Annotated in this window: 17 protein-coding genes and 2 pseudogenes; 17 read left to right on the top strand and 2 right to left on the bottom strand. The window is 46.6% G+C overall.

Features of this window, described 5'->3' with window-relative positions; all coding sequences use genetic code 11:
• Nucleotides 1–20 precede the first annotated feature (20 nt).
• Both V6D42_RS13215 and V6D42_RS13210 read left to right on the top strand, forming a co-directional pair.
• Nucleotides 21–827: a glycosyltransferase family 2 protein gene (locus tag V6D42_RS13215; RefSeq protein WP_333513512.1), complete on the top strand. Its 807-nt coding sequence runs from the start codon at nt 21–23 to the stop codon at nt 825–827.
• Between the two features lie 13 nt (nt 828–840).
• The gene (locus tag V6D42_RS13210) at nt 841–1,518 is read left to right on the top strand and encodes a uracil-DNA glycosylase (protein ID WP_268471588.1); all 678 of its coding nucleotides are present in this window, start codon (nt 841–843) and stop codon (nt 1,516–1,518) included.
• A gap of 24 nt (nt 1,519–1,542) precedes the next feature.
• Here V6D42_RS13210 and V6D42_RS13205 read toward each other — a convergent pair whose 3' ends face one another.
• The gene (locus V6D42_RS13205; protein WP_333513511.1) at nt 1,543–2,913 is read right to left on the bottom strand and encodes an aldehyde dehydrogenase; all 1,371 of its coding nucleotides are present in this window, start codon (nt 2,911–2,913) and stop codon (nt 1,543–1,545) included.
• Nucleotides 2,914–3,079: 166 nt separating this feature from the next.
• On the opposite strand from V6D42_RS13205, the gene V6D42_RS13200 reads away from it, so the two are divergent.
• The 3 genes from V6D42_RS13200 to V6D42_RS13190 all read left to right on the top strand — a co-directional run bounded on the left by V6D42_RS13200 (nt 3,080) and on the right by V6D42_RS13190 (nt 5,173).
• The gene (locus V6D42_RS13200) at nt 3,080–3,397 is read left to right on the top strand and encodes a YwdI family protein (protein ID WP_333513510.1); all 318 of its coding nucleotides are present in this window, start codon (nt 3,080–3,082) and stop codon (nt 3,395–3,397) included.
• Between the two features lie 19 nt (nt 3,398–3,416).
• Nucleotides 3,417–4,739, top strand: a complete 1,323-nt coding sequence (locus V6D42_RS13195; protein WP_333513509.1) for a purine/pyrimidine permease — start codon at nt 3,417–3,419, stop codon at nt 4,737–4,739.
• Nucleotides 4,740–4,801: 62 nt separating this feature from the next.
• Complete coding sequence (locus tag V6D42_RS13190; protein WP_010332332.1) at nt 4,802–5,173, top strand: DUF423 domain-containing protein; 372 nt, start codon at nt 4,802–4,804, stop codon at nt 5,171–5,173.
• Nucleotides 5,174–5,217: 44 nt separating this feature from the next.
• Here the strand turns inward: V6D42_RS13190 and gerQ are convergent, their stop codons facing one another.
• On the bottom strand, nt 5,218–5,763 hold the full coding sequence (gene gerQ, locus V6D42_RS13185) for a spore coat protein GerQ (protein ID WP_333513508.1): 546 nt from the start codon (nt 5,761–5,763) through the stop codon (nt 5,218–5,220).
• Between the two features lie 317 nt (nt 5,764–6,080).
• Here gerQ and spsA point away from each other — a divergent pair, with 317 nt between their 5' ends.
• The 12 genes and pseudogenes from spsA (at nt 6,081) to pruA (ending at nt 16,851) form a co-directional block, all read left to right on the top strand.
• Complete coding sequence (gene spsA, locus V6D42_RS13180; protein WP_333513507.1) at nt 6,081–6,851, top strand: spore coat dTDP-glycosyltransferase SpsA; 771 nt, start codon at nt 6,081–6,083, stop codon at nt 6,849–6,851.
• Nucleotides 6,852–6,855: 4 nt separating this feature from the next.
• Nucleotides 6,856–8,280 (top strand): CDP-glycerol glycerophosphotransferase family protein, encoded by a 1,425-nt coding sequence (locus tag V6D42_RS13175; RefSeq protein WP_333513506.1) that lies wholly within the window; start codon nt 6,856–6,858, stop codon nt 8,278–8,280.
• A 20-nt stretch (nt 8,281–8,300) separates the two neighbouring features.
• Nucleotides 8,301–8,628, top strand: a pseudogene (locus V6D42_RS13170) (DegT/DnrJ/EryC1/StrS family aminotransferase); the annotation flags it as partial.
• A complete protein-coding gene (locus tag V6D42_RS13165) occupies nt 8,629–9,498 on the top strand; it encodes a GNAT family N-acetyltransferase (protein ID WP_333513505.1) in 870 nt (289 codons plus the stop codon).
• 14 nt (nt 9,499–9,512) lie between these two features.
• Nucleotides 9,513–9,665 (top strand): annotated as a pseudogene (locus V6D42_RS13160) (N-acetylneuraminate synthase family protein); the annotation flags it as partial.
• Nucleotides 9,666–9,826: 161 nt separating this feature from the next.
• Nucleotides 9,827–10,564, top strand: coding sequence for a sugar phosphate nucleotidyltransferase (locus V6D42_RS13155; protein WP_333513504.1), 738 nt, complete (start codon nt 9,827–9,829; stop codon nt 10,562–10,564).
• 2 nt (nt 10,565–10,566) lie between these two features.
• Nucleotides 10,567–11,514: a dTDP-glucose 4,6-dehydratase gene (gene rfbB / locus V6D42_RS13150; RefSeq protein ID WP_333513503.1), complete on the top strand. Its 948-nt coding sequence runs from the start codon at nt 10,567–10,569 to the stop codon at nt 11,512–11,514.
• Between the two features lie 13 nt (nt 11,515–11,527).
• Nucleotides 11,528–12,379: a dTDP-4-dehydrorhamnose reductase gene (gene rfbD, locus V6D42_RS13145; protein WP_333513502.1), complete on the top strand. Its 852-nt coding sequence runs from the start codon at nt 11,528–11,530 to the stop codon at nt 12,377–12,379.
• Nucleotides 12,372–12,827, top strand: a complete 456-nt coding sequence (locus V6D42_RS13140; protein WP_333513501.1) for a dTDP-4-dehydrorhamnose 3,5-epimerase family protein — start codon at nt 12,372–12,374, stop codon at nt 12,825–12,827. The genes rfbD and V6D42_RS13140 overlap by 8 nt, the downstream gene beginning before the upstream one ends.
• A gap of 327 nt (nt 12,828–13,154) precedes the next feature.
• Nucleotides 13,155–13,619 carry a biofilm surface layer hydrophobin BslB gene (gene bslB / locus V6D42_RS13135; RefSeq protein ID WP_010332321.1) on the top strand — a complete coding sequence of 155 codons (465 nt, stop codon included), beginning with the start codon at nt 13,155–13,157 and terminating at the stop codon, nt 13,617–13,619.
• A gap of 180 nt (nt 13,620–13,799) precedes the next feature.
• Nucleotides 13,800–15,074, top strand: a complete 1,275-nt coding sequence (gene rocG, locus V6D42_RS13130; protein ID WP_333513500.1) for a glutamate dehydrogenase — start codon at nt 13,800–13,802, stop codon at nt 15,072–15,074.
• Nucleotides 15,075–15,303: 229 nt separating this feature from the next.
• The gene (pruA, locus tag V6D42_RS13125; RefSeq protein ID WP_333513499.1) at nt 15,304–16,851 is read left to right on the top strand and encodes an L-glutamate gamma-semialdehyde dehydrogenase; all 1,548 of its coding nucleotides are present in this window, start codon (nt 15,304–15,306) and stop codon (nt 16,849–16,851) included.
• The last annotated feature ends 9 nt before the right edge of the window (nt 16,852–16,860 follow it).

Raw genomic sequence — 16,860 nt, 5'->3', positions numbered from 1 at the left:
AAAATGAGAAGGAGAGCATCATGAAGATTTCTATCGTAATTGTGACCTATAATCGGATTCCGGCTTTGTGTGAGCTGCTGGAGTCGATTTCACAGCAAACTATGAAGCCGTATGAAGTCATTATTGTCAATGATGCCGGGGAGTCGGTTGAGCAGGCCAAAGCACTGTATCCGGAGCTGCCGATTGCTGTGATTGATTTAGAAAAGAACTCAGGCCATGTGGCAGCGAGAAATGCGGGTGTCAAAGAGGTATCAGGCGACTGTATCATGCTTTGTGATGATGATGATTTCTTCACGCCGGGCCATCTGGAAAGAATGGCAAAGGAGATGGAAACGGCAGATTTCGTTCATTCTGATGCCGAAATTGTATCGTTTGAAGAGAGAGAAGGCACAAGATATCCGGTTTCACGGAAGTTATTTGCGTATACCGCTGATTATGAGGATATGAGAGTGTTCTCGACATACGTGCCATCGGGCAGCATGTACAAACGTGTCCTGCACGATGAGATCGGGTATTTCGATGCTGATGTGCACAATTATTGGGACTGGGATTTTTACTTGCGTGCAGCGAAGGATTACCGGGTTAAGCGTGTGCCTTGTGCCAGTGTAATATATGCCTTCAGTGACGCGGGAGACAATCAGTCCGCAGACCTTGGCGCCAAGCGGAAGCAATATTTGGATCGTTTAAGTGAGAAGCACGGACTAGGGGAACTGCCGACGAAAAACTTTGCCGTCCTGCTTGAAGAGCCTGACATGAAGAGGCGGGAAGCACAAAGTGAGATTGTTTGGGATGGCAAACCTGTCTATTCCAGACTTCATCGTTCGTAAGGAGGTTTGCATCTTGAAACAGCTTTTGCAGGACAGCTGGTGGGAACAGCTGAAGGAAGAGTTTGAAAAACCGTATTATCTAGAGCTGAGAGAAATGCTGAAGCGGGAATACATGGAGGAGACGATCTATCCGGACAGCCGCGATATCTTTAATGCGCTGCACTACACGCCGTACGATGATGTCAAGGTGGTTATTCTCGGTCAAGACCCGTATCACGGGCCTGGACAGGCTCAAGGCTTAAGCTTCTCCGTAAAGCCGGGTGTGAAGCAGCCGCCTTCATTGAAAAATATTTTTCTGGAGCTTCAGGATGATATCGGCTGCAGCATACCGAATCACGGGTCGCTCGTCAGCTGGGCGAAGCAGGGGGTTCTTTTGCTGAATACCGTGCTCACAGTGCGGCGCGGGCAGGCGAATTCCCATAAAGGAAAAGGCTGGGAGCAGCTGACTGACCGGATAATTGACGTGCTGAATGAAAGAGAGCGGCCGATTATTTTTATACTGTGGGGCCGGCATGCCCAAATGAAAAAAGAACGGATCGACACGTCCAAGCATTTTATTATTGAATCGACGCATCCCAGCCCGTTTTCAGCAAGAAACGGATTTTTTGGCAGCAAGCCATTTTCGCGGGCAAATGCCTACTTGGAGAAAATGGGGGAGGCTCCGATTGATTGGTGTATAAAGGATTTATAAAAAGCGCAGTTGACCTGCGCTTTTTTATTTGAGTATTTTCCGTATCAAACGCAGGCCGTTTTTGGATGATGGATAACGGAAAGCGAAGTCGAAGCGGTTCGTTTGCTTGACGACGCTTTTTTTGTGCGTAAATGTGTTAAAGCTGTCAAATCCGTGATAGCTGCCGATTCCGCTTTCTCCCACGCCGCCGAATGGCAAATACGGTGTCGCGACATGCATCAACGTATCGTTGACACAGCCGCCGCCAAACGACAGGTTTTCTATTATCTCTCGTTCAATTGTTTGGTTTGTTGTAAACACATACAGGGCAAGCGGCTTGGGACGCGACTTGACCTTCTCAATGACTTCATCGATGCCGCGATATGTAAACAGCGGAAGAATGGGTCCGAAAATTTCCTCTTGCATCACTGGGGAATCATCTGTGACCTGGCCGAGAATGGTCGGCGCTATTTTGTGGTGCCTGTGGTCTGCTTGGCCGCCGATTAGCGCGACGCCGTCTTTCAGAAAGCTCAGCAGCCGCTGGTAGTGGCGTTCACTGACGATTTTGCCATAAGACGGATTCAGTTCGGGCTGCAGTCCGTAAAACTCACCAATGACACGCTTCATTTCGTCCGTAAGCTTTGTTTTGATGTCTTCGTGAACGAGCAAGTAATCCGGTGCGATGCAGGTTTGGCCCGCATTCGTAAATTTCCCAAAAACGATGCGTTTGGCGGCAAGCTTGATGTCAGCATCTTTATGGACGATGCAGGGACTTTTTCCTCCGAGCTCTAAGGTGACGGGAATTAATTGTTTGGCCGCCGCTTCCATGACAACTTTTCCTACGGCGACGCTTCCAGTAAAAAATATGTAGTCAAACGGCTGCTGTAATAAAGCTGTGCTGATGTCCGGCCCGCCTTCCGCTAAAGCGACATAATCACCCGGAAAAACGTCACGGATGAGAGCGGAAAGAACAGACGAAACAGCTGGCGTATATTCTGAGGGTTTGAGAACGACCGTGTTTCCGGCCGCAATGGCTCCGATCAGCGGAGATAGCGCCAGCTGCACGGGATAATTCCATGGCGCAATCACTAAGACGGTGCCATACGGCTCGGGGAAAATGACACTTTTGGAACCGATATGGGTCAATGGCGTTTTGACTCTTTTCGGCTTGGCCCATTTTTTCAGCCGTTTCATCACAAAGCTGATTTCCTCAAGAACAATGCCGATTTCCGTTGTGTACGCTTCTTGTTCAGATTTGTGAAGATCCTGATAGAGAGCGGCTGTGATGTCCGCTTCATACGCTTTGATGGTGTGTTTCAGCTTCTTTAAGACGTCCAGTCTTGAGTCAATTGATTTCGTATGCCCTGCCGCGAAAAATGCTTGATGGCTGCTGACAATCGAGGGGATGCTGTTCATAATCTCTCTCCTTCCTGCAGGTCATGGTGATTCATTATGTGAAAATTGGCTTCTGCTTGTCAAATACGAGATTCCTGTCAGAAAAAATAACAAACTCATATCTGCGTTTGCGGCAGGAATTTGATAAAATGCAGGGAGACTACATTTTATTTTTGGAGGATTTTTTATGAACATTCATATATCCGCTTTGATTCAGAAGATGGAAGAAGAATTGAAGAAAGCAAAGACGGCCGAATCTGATGAGGAGCTGAAGCGCCACGTGGCGGTCGTCCGTTCTTTGTGCGACGTCGTGCTGGATCAGCCGGAGACGGGGAGCACGCCGCGCATTCAGCCGAGTGTTACGGCAAGTCCGTCGGCGCCGCCTTCGACAGACCAGCTGCTGATGGAAAAAATGATGGGCAGCGCCGGATTAAACAAGTATCGGAAGCAGGAAAAAGATAAGCAGGAAGAGGATGGAAACGGAGAGTCTTTATTTGATTTTTAATCAGAAAGGTTGAGCTTACGTGAAATTGGTTCTTGGCGCTCTGCAATGGGCAGCGTTTATGATTGCCGCGGCGATTGTTGTTCCGGTGGCGGTTGCCCAATCGTTTCATCTGGATCATTCAGATTCTGCACGGCTGATTCAAAGCACTTTTTTTGTATTGGGAATTGCCGCAGTTATTCAGTGTTTGAAAGGACACCGGCTGCCTATAAATGAAAGCCCTGCCGGCTTGTGGTGGGGAGTGTACACAATCTACGGCGGCCTGACCGGAACGGTGTTTGCGACATATGGCGAGACACTGCGCGGCTTGCAGGGGGCGCTTCTTGTAAGCGCTGTATGTTTCTTTTTGTTAAGTGTCTTCAAGGTCATTGATCGGCTTGCTGCCTTGTTTACTCCGGTTGTGACAGGGGTCTATTTGCTGCTGCTCGTCATGCAGCTGAGCCAGCCGATTATAAAAGGGCTTCTTGGCATCGGCTATTTAAAAGACAGTGTGGATGGTCTTGTATTTGGCCTGGCGCTGGTTGTCGTCGCCGCGGCTTTTATCATGTCAAATTCTAATATCGTTTTTTTAAAGCAATATTCTATTTTATTGGCTCTTTTCGGCGGATGGGTGCTGTTTGCGGCTGCGGGCGTTGCAAAACCGATCGAATGGCCGGATCGGCTGTTTCAGCTGCCATCACTGTTGCCGTTCGGTGCCCCGTTATTTAACAGCGGCCTAGCCATCACATCGGTTTTTATTACGATTCTGCTGATCGTTAACATGCTGGCAAGTATGAAGGTTGTGGACATTGCGGTGAAAAAATTCGGGAAACAGACGGATGGGAAGCGTCATGAGCGCCATGCCGGATTTGCGGCTTCATTCAGTCATTTTCTGAGCGGTTTGTCTGGAGCCATTGCACCGGTTCCGATTTCGGGAGCCGCAGGTTTTATTGAAACAACCAAGATGTCTTCTAAAAAGCCGTTTGTTCTCGGCAGTATGCTGGTCGTTTTCATCAGCGTGATTCCGTTTTTTATGAATGCGTTTGCGAGCCTGCCGTCACCCGTTGGATTTGCGGTAAACTTTGTTGTGTTTTCGGCAATGGTTGGTTTGGCGTTTGCAGAATTTGATTCCTATGAGACATCAGAGCTAAAAAGAGTGCGGGCTGTGATCGGCATTTCACTGCTTACAGGTGTGGGCATTATGTTTGTGCCGGGAAGTGCATTAAAGGATATGCATCCGGTGTTTATTTCTCTGTTAAGCAATGGGCTTGTCTTAGGGACGCTTGCTGCAATAGTGATGGATCAGTTTCAGCTTTGGCGCAGGAGAAAATCCGACAATCTCGTGTCATCGGAGAACAAACATTGAATTTTCATACAGGTGCGATATGATAATTGATAGGAGTTTAACGAAAAGGCGGGAGAGAATAGATGAAAGTATTTATCATATTAGGGGCTATTAATGCCATGCTTGCCGTGGGACTCGGGGCATTTGGCGCACACGGATTAGAAGGGAAAATTCCCGATAAATATCTTCAGGTTTGGCACACAGGCGTGCAGTATCATATGTATCACGCGCTGGGGCTTTTTGTTGTCGCGTTTCTCGCTGATAAATTATCCGGCATCGGCAGTGTCACAACAGCCGGCTGGCTGATGTTTGCGGGGATTGTGCTGTTTTCCGGAAGCTTATACATCCTCAGCGTGACGCAAATTTCCATTCTTGGGGCAATCACGCCGCTCGGCGGTGTGGCGTTCATTATTTCTTGGATCATGATCGTTGTCGCAGCTGTCAAATATCTATAAAGAAAAAAAGCCAATCTCTCATATCATGAGGATTGGCTTTTTCTTTATCTTGGTGAATAGGATGACATCGAGTATGGGTACGTATATGCAATTTCTTCATCAAAGGTGACGTAATCAAGATAGATCGTCAGCAGAAGATAGCGGGTTCCTGTTTTCGGATCGCTGATAATAATGTGATCCCGGCCCGCCGCCTCGATGACGCCGCGGAATATCTTTGATCCCCACTCCTTGCTGTTTTCAAATGTCATATAGATGGTAGCCGTTTTTCCCCTGTTCAGGCGCAGTATATTCTCGATGTATGATTCCTCGACAGGCAGCATGCCGGGAATGTTTTGGCCGCCCGATGGTGTCTGCCCCGATGGAATTTGAAACCCGCCGCCCTGGCCTTGCTGCTGAGTGGGGAATCCGAAGCCCTGCTGCCCCTGCTGCATGGGCATTTGCTGCATTTGTCCCATCGTCTGCATTTGCGGTCCTTGCATTTGCGGGCCTTGCCCTTGAGGCTGCGGATACGGATTTGCGCCAAATTGAGGAGAATACCCCTGCATATCATATCCCTGCATTTGCTGATATTGGTTTTTTTTCGGTTTCATATCGTTCCTCCTTTTTATGAAAACCATTCAGAACATGTTCCGGATGTATAAATAAACGCTCCGAGATGACTCACCCCCGATGAAAAACGATCTTCGCTAGTGCGATTTTTATCTCTTTCACCTTATGAGGCCAAAGCTTGGAATATGCTGAAAAAAAGAACAGTGAGCGTGCCGATTTCTCTGGCCGATCACTGTTTTTTCAATCGATGTACACAATCTTTTCGCATATTAGTCTGTCTTCCTAGCGCAACTTGCGCTTAAGCAACATAAGATAACGTTAGTTTCAGGTGTGAAAATTCAAGAAGGAGGTGTAGGATTTGCCGAAAGTCTCAGTGATAATGACGAGCTATAACAAAAGCGATTATGTGGCAAAGTCCATTTCAAGCATACTCTCACAAACTTTTTCTGATTTTGAATTGTTTATTATGGATGACAATTCAAATGAAGAGACGCTGAATGAAATACGTCCCTTTTTGAATGATAACCGTGTGCATTTCTATCAAAGCGATGTATCTGGAGTGAAGGAGAGAACGGAAAAAACGAGATACGCGGCGCTGATCAATCAAGCGATTGAGATGGCAGAGGGTGAGTATGTCACCTATGCGACGGATGACAACATCTATATGCCGGATCGGCTGTTAAAGATGGTGCGTGAACTCGATGATCACCCGGAAAAGGCTGTGATCTACTCAAGTTCGAAAACCTATCATTTAAACGAGAATCAAGACATTGTAAAAGAAACCGTCAGGCCCGCCAGTCAAGTAACGTGGAACGCCCCGTGCGCAATTGACCATTGCTCGGTAATGCACAGGTATACGGTGCTTGAGAAGGTGAAGGAGGCGTTTGGCTCTTATTGGGATGAAAGCCCGGCGTTTTATCGGATCGGTGATGCCCGGTTCTTTTGGAGAGTCAATCATTTTTATCCGTTTTACCCGCTGGCCGAGGAGCTTGATCTGAACTATATTACAGACCAATCCATTCATTTTCAGCTGTTTGAGTCAGAAAAAAACGAGTTCGTACGGAATCTTCCTCCGCAGCGTAACTGCCGCGAACTGCGTGAATCATTAAGAAAGCTTGGAATGGGGTGAGAGTTTGTCGGCCTATTTAAGCAATTATTGGATGCTGTACCGGAAGTATGCGGAACTTTTTGACAGGCTTCGCTACAAAGGGATTCCGCTCGGGCTTATCAGTAATTTTTACCAATACATCAGCCCTGAGCTGAGAGTGATGATGGAAGAAGAACCGGAATTATTCGGACCTGCCGAGCAGCATATCGATGAAGGTCAGATTCAGACGTTCTTTGAAGAGAAAAAACAGAGCATTGCCAAAACAAATGACGCGCCCGTTAAGGGAAAAGTGATCTTGCATTTTGATCACCTTCGTTTTGCAAACGATAATTACTACCAATTTGATCCTGAGAAAACTGCTGTTTTGGCAAGATGGAGTAAGCCAAATTATTGCGATTTGCCTGTGATCAGCAAGCCTGAAGTGGCCGCTTCTTGTGAAAAAGGCGATCCAAAGCCGTATCTTGAAAAAGCTTTTTCAATTCTTTCGGCTTATGATGACCACCCGGCATTCGGTGATCAAGCATTTCGTGAACGGCTTTTCAAGGATATTCCTTTGTTCATGGAAGCCATTGACACAGTAGATGCTTTATTCACCAAAGAGAACATTTCTGCAGTTGTTGTTGGAACGACAGAAGACATTTACAGCAGGGTGCTCGCTCTTATGTGCGAAAGGAGAGGGGCCGTGAGCATCTGCCTTCAGCATGGAGCGCTGATGGGAGATGAAGCCTTCTTGCCCGTTTTTACAACCTATCAGGCTGTTTTTGGCGCGTATGAAGCTGGCTGGTATCAGCAAAAAGGCTGCAAACCAGAACAGATTCTCATAACGGGACATCCCCGCTTTGACGAAATTTTTAACAGGACACCTATGGACATGTCAGTATTTTATCGAAAGCTGGCCTTTCATCCGTCTAAAAAAATCGTTTTGATCGCGACACAGCCCTTCTCGGAGGAATTTTATTCAAGTGTGTTAGATGAGCTTTCCACGCAAAAACAACTGCAAATCATCATTAAACCTCACCCTTGGGAAATCGGAAAAAACAAGCTGGATATATATCATGCGGCGGCAAAAAAACATAAAGCATGCAGAATCATCAAAAAAGAGATGGATCTGTACGATATCCTGGCGTATTCTGACGCCGCTGTAACGCAAACCTCAACGGTGGGTCTTGAGGCCATGCTGTTTCAAAAACCCGCACTAATCGGAAAATCGACCGGAAACCGCACGTACCCGTATTACGAGTCTCTTGGCAATTTTATATTTGAAAAGCCGGAGGAATTGGCGCATACCCTGATTGAGGTTCTTCGAAATCCCGCCGTGTATCAGAGGGCAGAAGCGGCGCGTCAATCATTTACGGCTTCCAATTACCCGGTTACTGAGTCGACTCTCGCCTTGTTTTCGGCACTGGAAGCGAAAACAGGGGTTGATTACAGGCGGAATCATTCTGAATAACATTGCCGCGTTTGTCAGAGCTGATCACGCCGTCTGTTCACAATGAAGGCCGGTACGCCTGGCATGTATATGTCCTGCAAGCCAATGGAAAGCAGGCCGGTGTCACTCGGAATGAGATGTTTACGGCTTTAAAGGATGAATACAATATCGGCACACAGTGTTCATGTTATCCCAGTGCATATTCATCCGTATGATCAAAAGCAATTTGGGTCTAAGGAAACAGACTACCCGCGCGCCATGAATAATTACAAACGCACCCTGTCACTCCCGCTGTATCCATCAAGGTCTGACGAAGTTGTCAACGGTGTGATTGAGGCCGTGCGGGACACCGCAAAAGGGGCTGGTTAGGTGTATACGATAAAAGAGAGTGTTTCCCAAGAGGCGATCATGGAATTTCTCCAAAGCAAACAGATGACGCTTGACGGATCGTATCAATTTTCGCTCGGCCTGTATGAAAACAGTCAGCTTCAAGGCGTGATGCTGTATGAAGACGCCCTTTGGGAAAGCAAAATGCTTCAGAAAAAAGTCATGAACGTAAAGCTTCTCGCGGCCAACAGCACAGGGCAGCTAAAACAGCTGTTTCAGGCCTTGTATTCTGTTCGGCAAATGGATGAAACAGATTTTGTGTTTGTGCGTGTACCGGCAGAGGATATTGGAGCAGTACATGTCATTCAGCAGCAGCCATCCTCTTATTTTGTCGGCAGTTTGCTTAAACTGACGAACACTCCGTCTCCATATGAAAAAACGCCGCCATTTTTTGAATTGGTTCAGCCTGAGCCTGAAGACACCGAAGAGATTTGCCAGTTAGCCAGAGATGCATTTGCGAAAAGCAGATATTTTCACGATCCTTATCTTAGCCGTGAGGCGGCGAACAACATCTTTCAAGAGTGGACACGAAACAATCTGACGGGGAGAGCAGATATCAATATTGCTGCTAAATATAATGGAGAGATGATCGGTTACCTGCAAGGTTTATCAAAAGGTGATGAGTATGTGCTTGATTTGATGGCTGTGAAGCCGGGGTATGAAGGCAAGCGTGTCGCGTTTCATTTATTGGCGCATCTCATAGAACAACCGAAGACATTGAAGCATAAAACGGTAACAGCGGGGACGCAGCTTCATAACGTAAGAGCGATCCGACTATATGAAAGAATGGGATTTACCGCTGTTCAAGCGTATTATAATTACCACATTTGGCCGGGCAAGAAGGCGAAATAATGCCGGGTTTTTAGATCGCGAACAAAACTGTCGGCAAGCACGCTCCCGTTTTTAATAGTCTTGAGACGAAAGGAATTAATCATGACGGAAAATGGGATCAGGCCTTTGCACGGATTGATGCCGCGTCGGAAGCGGGTGGGGATGTCATTAAATTCGTTAAATTTCAAATGTTTTAAGTCAACAAAACGGCGGCCAGAAGACTATCACTTGGTCTCAGTCCTCTATCAAACTGCCGCTCGTAAATGGAAAAGGAATGAACCGGGTATCACCCATCCATTATGATTTGCTTGATGATAAGATATAAAAATGCATGTAAGGAAGTGTTAATGTGAAAGGTGTCATTTTAGCCGGAGGAAACGGCTCACGCCTTATGCCCTTAACCAAAGCCGTCAACAAGCATTTGCTTCCTGTTGGCCCTTATCCGATGATTTACTGGTCGATAATGAAGCTCGAGGAAGCCGGAATTAAAGAGATTTTACTTATCAGCCAAAAAGAGCACATGCCTCAGTTTTATAAGCTGCTTGGAAGCGGGGAGGAGCTTGGCGTCTCCGTCACTTATCAAGTGCAGCCCGCCGCCTCTGGAATTTCAGATGGGTTATCGTATGCAAAACGCTTTACCGGAAAGAAGCCTTTCATTTTATTATTAGGTGATAATATTTTTGAAGATTCATTAAAGCCTTATACGGAGCGATTTCAACAGCAGGGAAAAGGGGCGAAGGTGCTTCTGAAAGAAGTGGATGATCCAGAGCGTTTTGGAATTGCTGAGATTGACGAAAAAAACAAACAAATTCGATCCATTATTGAAAAGCCTGCAAATCCGCCGACCAACCTTTGTGTAACCGGCATTTACATGTATGATGCAGAAGTGTTTTCTTATATTGAACAAATATCACCATCAAAGCGCGGCGAGCTGGAAATCACTGATGTAAATAATTTATACATTGAAAACAGCAAGCTGACGTATGATGTGTTATCGGGCTGGTGGATCGATGCAGGAACACACGAATCGCTTTATCTCGCCTCCCGGCTGGTACATCAGGCTTTACAGAAAGGACAGGACGAATAGCTATGGCAAAATCATATCTCATTACAGGCGGGGCCGGATTCATAGGGCTCACGTTTACAAAGCTCATGCTGAAGGAAACGGATGCGCGCATTACCGTTCTAGATAAATTAACGTATGCCAGCCACCCGCAGGAAATCGAAAAACTAAAGGGAAACAGCCGGTTTCGGTTTGTAAAAGGGGATATCAGCATTCAAGAGGATATTGACCGGGCGTTTGACGAGACCTATGACGCCGTGATTCATTTCGCCGCGGAATCGCATGTAGACAGAAGCATCTCCCAAGCGGAGCCGTTTATCACAACGAATGTCTTGGGCACATACCGTCTGGCGGAGGCAGTCTTACAAGGAAAAGCCAAAAAGCTGATTCATATTTCAACAGACGAGGTGTACGGGGATTTAGAAGCGAATGATCCCGCATTTACGGAAGCAACGCCGCTTTCTCCTAACAACCCTTATTCCGCGAGCAAAGCGAGCTCTGACCTGCTTGTGCTATCGTATGTGAAAACGCACAAGCTCCCGGCTATTATTACACGATGCAGCAACAATTACGGCCCTTATCAGCATAGTGAAAAAATGATCCCGACGATTATCCGCCATGCAAAACAAGGTCTGCCGGTTCCGCTTTACGGCGACGGGCTTCAGATCAGAGACTGGCTTTTTGCAGAGGACCATTGCCGCGCCATCAAGCTGATTTTAGAAAAAGGAACAAACGGTGAGGTCTATAATATCGGCGGCGGAAATGAACGCACGAATAAAGAGCTGGCGAGTATCATCATGAAACATTTGGGCTGTGAGGAATTGTTTGCTCACGTGGAAGACCGGAAAGGGCATGACCGGCGCTACGCGATCAATGCGTCAAAGCTGAAAAATGAGCTTGGCTGGCGGCAGGAAGTGCCGTTTGAAGAAGGTATTGCGCGTACGATTCGCTGGTATACAGACAATGACCGATGAGAAGGTGATCCGATTGACAAAGGTATTGGTGACCGGTGCGAGCGGGCAGCTTGGCATGGAGCTGTGCCGGCAGCTGAAGCAAGCCGGATATGAGGTCATTGCGTTAACAAAGCAGATGATGAACATCGCCGATCAGCGTTCTGTACGGCATTCGTTCGGGCATTATCAGCCGGATATCGTGGTCAATACCGCCGCGTTTACGTCCGTCGACAAATGCGAGACGGAGCTGGATAAAGCATACTTGATCAACGGTATTGGCGCTTACTACACAGCGCTGGAGTCAGCCCGCATCGGAGCGCAATATGTTCATATCAGCACGGATTATGTGTTTGACGGGAAGGGGACCCAGCCATACAGGGAAGACGACCACCTCGACCCGAACACCATCTACGGCAAAAGTAAAAAACTCGGAGAAGAGCTGATCCAGTTAGCAAGAACAGACAGCACGATCATCAGAACATCGTGGGTGTACGGACCAAGCGGCAGCAATTTTGTTCATACGATGCTGAAGCTCGCTGAAACAAAACAAGAGCTGCGGGTTGTGAACGATCAAATCGGCTCGCCGACCTATACGAAGGATTTGGCGGAAGCGGTCATCAAGCTGTTCAGCCATCCGCCGGGCATCTACCATGTCAGCAATTCAGGCATATGCAGCTGGTATGAGTTTGCAAAGGCTATTATGGAAGAAAGCGGGCTGAACACAACGATTACACCTGTAACGACAGAAGAATATGGGAATTCGACACCCCGGCCGGCTTACTCTGTGCTGAGCCACAGGGCTATTGAAGAAGCCGGCATACGACCGCGTCATTGGCGGGATGCTTTACGGGAATATTTGCAGGAAAGGAGCAGTGCTTGTGATTGAAGGAGTCAAAGTTAAGAAACTGACAAAGCATTGTGATGACAGAGGTTTTTTTGCTGAACTGGTTCGCGATGATGAGAACCTCCTTGAGCATTTTGGGCAGGCGTCTTGGTCCAAAAGCTATCCGGGTGTGATTAAAGCGTTTCATTATCACGAGAAGCAGGACGATCTCTGGTTCTTCCCGACCGGCCACGCTCAGGTTGTCCTTTACGACCTGCGGGAGGATTCAGAAACAAAAGGAGAAACCGATGTCTATTATATGGGAGAAGACAACCCGATGCTGTTGTTGATTCCAAAAGGCGTCGCTCACGGATACAGAGTGCTGGGCGAAACGCCGCTGACAATTATCTATTTTACAACAACCTCGTATAACTCTGATCAGCCCGATGAAAAAAGAATCCCATGGAATGATGAGACAATCGGTTTTAACTGGAATACCGAATTTAAATAGATCATAGAGCAGCTATCCATCGAAGATCATCAGGCATCTTCGACTTTTTTTGTCCTGTTTTGTTATCGGGACAAAAGATAGAAAAAATAGGCGCATATTTTACTAGATACAGGTCGAAAACAGTCTATTAGAATCTTGTGAACATGGGATGAATTTATTATTTTCATTTAAGTGTTAATATTCCTAAAAAAGCATTTACTTCCATGGAAATTGATGATAGATTAATTTTTAAGAAAAAGAATTGGTAATTCGCGAATTACGGTTAAATGCTTTTTCTGCAGAGGACGCTCTGGCCAAATTCAACAGTGATTTGAGGGGGAAATTGTCATGTTAAAAAGAACTTCATTCGTATCTTCATTTTTCATCAGTTCAGCTGTCTTGCTATCAATCTTGCTTCCTTCAGGCCAAGCTCATGCGCAGTCTGCAACAATTGAGGCAAAAACGATAAACAGTACAAAAGAATGGACAACTTCAGATATTGAAGTGACTTATAAACCAAACGCAGTGCTTTCTCTGGGAGCAGTTGAGTTTCAATTTCCTGACGGATTCCACGCGACAACAAGAGATTCTGTAAATGGAAGAACACTGAAAGAAACACAGATTTTAAACGATGGAAAAACGGTCAGACTCCCGCTTACGCTTGATTTGTTAGGCGCAACCGAATTTGACCTCGTGATGGTGCGCAAAACGCTTCCGCGCGCAGGCACTTACACGATTAAAGGCGATGTAGTAAACGGTTTGGGAATCGGCAGTTTAAATGCTGAAACGCAGCTGGTGATTGACCCTCGTTAATAGGAATAGAAATGATCAGGGGCTGATGTGGTATCAGCCTCTTTTTTGTATGTTTTAAAAACTGGTACGAATCTTGCATGTAAATAAGGGTGAACCCAGTGAAGAAAGGAATGGATCGATTTCAGTTTTTTAAAAGCGCTTACATTCTCCTGAAGATAAAATGATGATGAGGTGAAAAACATGTCAGAAAAACAAATCACAAAGGATGAAGAAAAAGAAGCTCTCAATTTATTTCTGTCTACACAAGCGATCATAAAGGAAGCCCTGCGGAAACTGGGCTATCCGAGCGAAATGTATGAATTAATGAAAGAGCCGATGAGAATGCTCACTGTACGAATTCCGGTGAAAATGGATAACGGCAGCGTGAAAGTGTTTACAGGCTATCGTTCACAGCACAATGACGCGGTCGGCCCGACAAAAGGGGGCGTGCGTTTTCATCCCGAAGTGAATGAAGAGGAAGTAAAGGCGTTATCGATTTGGATGACGCTCAAATGCGGCATCACGAATTTGCCATACGGCGGCGGAAAGGGCGGCATTATTTGTGATCCGCGGACGATGTCATTTGGAGAATTGGAACGGCTGAGCCGGGGATATGTCCGCGCCATCAGCCAGTTAGTCGGCCCCACTAAGGATATTCCAGCTCCCGATGTGTACACCAATTCGCAAATTATGGCGTGGATGATGGATGAATACAGCCGGCTTCGGGAATTCGATTCTCCGGGTTTTATCACAGGAAAACCGCTCGTTTTAGGCGGATCACAGGGCCGGGAAACAGCAACAGCACAAGGCGTAACCATTTGTATAGAAGAAGCGGTTAAGAAAAAAGGAATCAAGCTGCAAAACGCGCGCATCGTCATACAGGGTTTTGGGAATGCCGGCAGTTTTCTGGCTAAATTTATGCATGATGCCGGCGCAAAGGTTATCGGTATTTCGGATGCCCACGGCGGTCTGTACAACCCGGATGGCCTCGATATTCCTTATTTGCTCGATAAGCGGGACAGTTTCGGAATGGTCACCAATTTATTTACAGATGTCATTACAAATGAAGAGCTGCTCGAACAAGAATGCGATATTTTAGTGCCTGCGGCTATTTCAAATCAAATCACAGCCAAAAATGCCCATAACATTAAGGCCTCAATTGTGGTCGAAGCGGCTAACGGGCCGACGACAATCGACGCGACAAAGATTTTGAATGAAAAAGGCGTGCTCCTGGTGCCGGATATACTGGCGAGTGCAGGCGGCGTAACGGTTTCATATTTTGAATGGGTTCAAAACAACCAAGGATATTATTGGGCAGAAGAAGAGGTTGCGGAAAAGCTGAGAAACGTAATGGTCAATTCATTTGAAACGATTTATCAGACTGCGGCCACACACAAAGTCGATATGCGCTTGGCGGCTTACATGACGGGCATCAGAAAGTCTGCAGAGGCGTCTCAATTCCGCGGGTGGGTTTAGGGGGGATAATCCCTCCTTTCTCCTGCAAAAACATTTTGCTTTTTTTGTTAGCATACGGATGAAAAACGCAAAGTGATTTTGCACTTTCTGTTCACAGAAGGCAATATGTTTAGATTTCTGACAACGTTCTCTGCGATTCTGCAATTTTTTTGTGAAAAGGCGAAGCACTGGTACGAATCTTGCTTTTATATTTGTGAGAAGACATATTACATAACGAGGGGGACTACATATGACCGTTTCATATGCGCACGAACCATTCACTGATTTTAAGGAAGCGAAGCATAAAACAGCCTTTCAAGAATCACTGGCCTTTGTAAATACTCAGCTCGGCAAGCATTATCCGCTTGTCATTAATGGAGAAAAGATCGAAACGGATCGCAAAATTGTTTCGATTAATCCGGCCAATAAGGAAGAAGTGATCGGCTACGCCTCAACGGCTAATCAAGAGCTTGCTGAAAAAGCGATGCAATCGGCGTTACAGGCATTTGAATCGTGGAAAAAACAAAGACTGGAGCATCGCGCGAATATCCTTTTTAAAGCTGCGGCTATTCTACGCAGAAGAAAGCATGAATTTTCAAGCTATCTCGTAAAGGAAGCGGGAAAACCTTGGAAGGAAGCAGATGCTGACACAGCGGAAGCAATAGACTTTTTAGAATACTACGCGCGCCAAATCGTAAAGCTGAAGGACGGGGCTCCGGTAAAGAGCCGGGCAGGTGAGCATAATCAATATCATTATGAAGCGCTTGGCGTCGGCATTGTCATTTCGCCATTTAATTTCCCGCTCGCCATTATGGCAGGAACGGCTGCGGCTGCGATTGTTACGGGGAATACAATTCTATTGAAGCCGGCAGATGCTGCGCCAGTCGTGGCAGCTAAATTTGTCGAGGTGATGGAGGAAGCGGGTTTGCCAAACGGCGTTCTCAATTACATTCCGGGAGACGGAGCCGAAATTGGCGATTTCTTAGTTGAACACCCTAAAACAAGATTTGTATCATTTACAGGCTCCCGTGCAGTCGGCTGCCGAATTTATGAGCGTGCCGCAAAAGTGCAGCCGGGCCAAAAATGGCTGAAACGCGTGATTGCTGAAATGGGCGGGAAAGATACAGTGCTTGTCGACAAAGATGCTGATTTGGATCTTGCTGCCTCTTCTATCGTTTACTCCGCATTCGGGTACTCAGGGCAAAAATGTTCAGCGGGCTCCCGTGCAGTCATTCATCAGGATGTCTATGATGAAGTCGTAGAAAAAGCAGTTGCGCTGACCAAAACGCTGACAGTCGGAAGTCCGGAAGATCCTGATACGTATATGGGACCTGTTATTCATGAAGCATCCTACAATAAGGTCATGCGCTATATTGAAATCGGCAAGTCTGAAGGCAAGCTTTTGACAGGCGGAGAAGGTGATGATTCAAAAGGCTACTTTATCCAGCCGACGATCTTTGCAGATGTTGATGAACATGCACGCCTCATGCAGGAAGAAATCTTCGGGCCGGTTGCTGCCATCTGCAAAGCGCGTGATTTCGACCATATGCTTGAGATTGCAAATAACACAGAATACGGACTGACAGGCGCTCTGCTGACAAAAAACCGTGCGCACATTGAGCGGGCTCGAGAGGATTTTCATGTCGGAAACTTATACTTTAACAGAGGCTGTACCGGAGCTATTGTCGGCTATCAGCCATTCGGCGGATTTAATATGTCTGGAACAGACTCAAAAGCAGGAGGTCCGGATTATTTAATACTTCATATGCAGGCGAAAACAACATCCGAAGCGTATTAATTGAGAAAA

The organism is Bacillus sp. 0909A, assembly GCF_036765115.1.
GTDB lineage: Bacteria > Bacillota > Bacilli > Bacillales > Bacillaceae > Bacillus > Bacillus mojavensis.
The sequence above is the reverse complement of the archived record's forward strand: the minus strand, read 5'-3'. Positions and strand labels throughout refer to the sequence as shown.

Coding starts and splice junctions, on each gene's coding strand:
- V6D42_RS13215 (WP_333513512.1), top strand. CDS start 21: ATGAAGATTTCTATCGTAATTGTGACCTATAATCGGATTCCGGCTTTG.
- V6D42_RS13205 (WP_333513511.1), bottom strand. CDS start 2,913: ATGAACAGCATCCCCTCGATTGTCAGCAGCCATCAAGCATTTTTCGCG.
- V6D42_RS13200 (WP_333513510.1), top strand. CDS start 3,080: ATGAACATTCATATATCCGCTTTGATTCAGAAGATGGAAGAAGAATTG.
- V6D42_RS13190 (WP_010332332.1), top strand. CDS start 4,802: ATGAAAGTATTTATCATATTAGGGGCTATTAATGCCATGCTTGCCGTG.
- gerQ (WP_333513508.1), bottom strand. CDS start 5,763: ATGAAACCGAAAAAAAACCAATATCAGCAAATGCAGGGATATGATATG.
- rfbB (WP_333513503.1), top strand. CDS start 10,567: ATGGCAAAATCATATCTCATTACAGGCGGGGCCGGATTCATAGGGCTC.
- bslB (WP_010332321.1), top strand. CDS start 13,155: ATGTTAAAAAGAACTTCATTCGTATCTTCATTTTTCATCAGTTCAGCT.
- rocG (WP_333513500.1), top strand. CDS start 13,800: ATGTCAGAAAAACAAATCACAAAGGATGAAGAAAAAGAAGCTCTCAAT.
- pruA (WP_333513499.1), top strand. CDS start 15,304: ATGACCGTTTCATATGCGCACGAACCATTCACTGATTTTAAGGAAGCG.